Genomic DNA, 2,236 nt, shown 5'->3' with positions numbered 1-2,236 from the left:
TCAGTACCGGCCCGACACCCTCGACGGCTTCATAGCCGGCACTCGCTTGACCCTCGACGAGCCAGCGCCACCCTGACGAGCCGAAGTCAGTACTGAGACACGCTCCTAGGTACACCCCTCACGCGGAGGACAGCGCCATCGTCTCGCGCTCCCGGATCCGGTTGGCTGGTGATCGTCGCCGACCAGGACCTACAGCACCGGGGGATTCGATCATGCAGATACCGTCGTCGAAGAAGACCAGGGCCGTCGTACTGACCGCAGCGCTGCTCGCGCCGGCCATACCCACGGCTGCGACAGCCGCCGCCGGGCACTCGGCACCGAGGCATTCCTACAGCGTGGACGTGCTGCGGAAGGACCTGGCCGGGGTGCGGGAGGCCGGGGGCGGCGAGGTGAACGTGCTGGCCAGGGTCGACGGGCCCTACGGCGCGCCGCTCATGGCACGCATCGGCACCCGGACGGCCGACTCCGCGGACCCGATCCCGTGGAATGCGCACTTCCGCGCCGCGAGCACGACGAAGGCGTTCACGGCGACCATGGTCCTGCAACTCGCGGCGGAGAAGCGGCTGTCGCTGGATGACACCGTCGAGCACTGGCTGCCGGGGGTCGTCGCGGGCAACGGCAACGACGGCAGCCGCATCACCGTCCGCGACCTGCTCCGCCAGACCAGCGGCCTGTACGACTACGTCGACGACCCGGAGATCCGGGACCGGCTGATCAACCACTTCGACGAGAACCGCTACGACGGCACACCCGCGGCCGACGGTGCCCCGTCGTAGCTTCCGGCGAAGTAGGAGCCGGGCCAGAAGGGTCCGCCCCACAGGTACCGGCCGGGCGGAGACGCCTTTGAGGGAGTTGACCAGCTTGGAGGGCTGGACCTTGGGCGGGTGGTGCACCAGCAGGTGCAGGTGATGCTCCTCGCCGGTGAACTGCTTCAGTTCGGCCTCGAAGTCCGTGCAGACCTCGGGGTTCGGGTTCCGGCGTGGTGACATGAACCACATATGTATGGTGATCGTTATGCGGCTCAGGTACGGGTTCCGTCTGTACCCGAACGGTCCTCAGCTCTCGGCGCTGGCCAGGGCGTTCGGGTGCGCTCGGGTGGTCTTCAACGACGCGTTGCGCGTCCGTGAGGACGCCCGCGCCGCCGGGCTGCCGTTCGTCACCTCCGCCGATCTTTCCAAGCGGCTCACGGCGTCGAAGAAGACCACGGAGCGGGCATGGCTGGGCGAGGTTTCCTCGGTGATCCTCCAGCAGTCCCTTCGCGATCTGGACACCGCGTACCGGAATTTCTTCGACGGCCTCAAGGGCAAGCGCCCGAAGACGGGGCCGCCGCGCTTCAAGTCGAAGCGGGACACCCGGCAGGCGATCCGGTTCACCGCGAACGCCGGATGGAAGATCACACCCGGCGGGAAGCTGCGGCTGCCCAAAGTGGGCAACGTGAGCGTGAAGTGGTCACGCACCCTGCCGTCCACCCCCTCCACGGTGACCGTGATCAAGGACAGTGCCGGGCGCTACTTCGCGTCGTTCGTCGTTCAGACCGGTCCGGAAGAAGTCCTGACGCCCCTCACGCCCCAGGTCGCCATAGACCTCGGCCTGGGGCACTTCGCCGTCCTCTCGGACGGCCGGAAGATCGACAGCCCGCGCTTCCTGCGCCGCGCTGACAAGCGCCTGGGGCGCGCACAGCAGAACCTCAGCCGCAAGGCAAAGGGATCGAACAACAGGAACAAGGCCCGGCTCACGGTCGCCCGTGCTCACGCACGGGTCGCCGATGCGCGCCGCGAGTTCCACCACCGGCTCTCCACCAAGCTGATCCGCGAAAACCAAGCCATCGCGGTGGAAGACCTGGCGGTCAAAGCACTCGCCCGCACACGCCTGGCCAAGTCCGTGCACGATGCTGGATGGTCCCAGTTCGTGACCATGCTCGAATACAAGGCCAGCCGGTACGGGCGCACCTTCGTACGTATCGGCCGGTTCGAGCCGACATCTCAGGTCTGCTCGGCCTGCGGCGTCAAGGACGGCCCCAAGCCCCTGCACGTCCGAGAGTGGACATGCGGAGCGTGCGGGACCGTCCTTGACCGAGACATCAACGCGGCGGTCAACGTCGCCAAGGCGGCCCGACTGGCCGTGACAGCCTGCGGAGCGCGGGTAGTGCGCCGTGAAGCGCACGTTGTTCGAGCGGTGGTGAAAGACCACCGCCACTGCCCTGTCGCAGCAGGGCAGTTGGAGCTGAGGGCAGCCT

General features: G+C 67.6%; 2 protein-coding genes and 1 pseudogene. 2 read left to right on the top strand and 1 reads right to left on the bottom strand.

Annotation, left to right across the window (positions count from 1 at the left end; genetic code table 11):
* The first annotated feature begins 212 nt into the window (after positions 1 to 212).
* Entirely contained in the window at positions 213 to 776 is a 564-nt protein-coding gene (locus ACIRU3_RS47625) for a serine hydrolase domain-containing protein (RefSeq protein WP_404070720.1), read from the top strand.
* Here ACIRU3_RS47625 and ACIRU3_RS47620 read toward each other — a convergent pair.
* Positions 737 to 962 (bottom strand): annotated as a pseudogene (locus ACIRU3_RS47620) (transposase); the annotation flags it as partial. The gene ACIRU3_RS47625 and the pseudogene ACIRU3_RS47620 sit on opposite strands and share 40 nt — an antisense overlap.
* Before the next feature lie 52 nt (positions 963 to 1,014).
* Between ACIRU3_RS47620 and ACIRU3_RS47615 the strand changes: the two are divergent.
* Positions 1,015 to 2,236, top strand: a 1,222-nt coding sequence (locus ACIRU3_RS47615; RefSeq protein WP_404070716.1) for an RNA-guided endonuclease InsQ/TnpB family protein, incomplete at its 3' end; no start/stop codon positions are given.

The organism is Streptomyces sp. NPDC101151, assembly GCF_044768335.1.
Classification (GTDB): Bacteria; Actinomycetota; Actinomycetes; order Streptomycetales; family Streptomycetaceae; genus Streptomyces.
Note: the sequence above shows the minus strand (reverse complement) of the source record. Positions and strands in the feature narration are given on the sequence as shown.

Bases quoted from the DNA above. Each gene is read 5' to 3' on its own strand.
- ACIRU3_RS47625 (WP_404070720.1), top strand. From the start codon at position 213: ATGCAGATACCGTCGTCGAAGAAGACCAGGGCCGTCGTACTGACCGCA.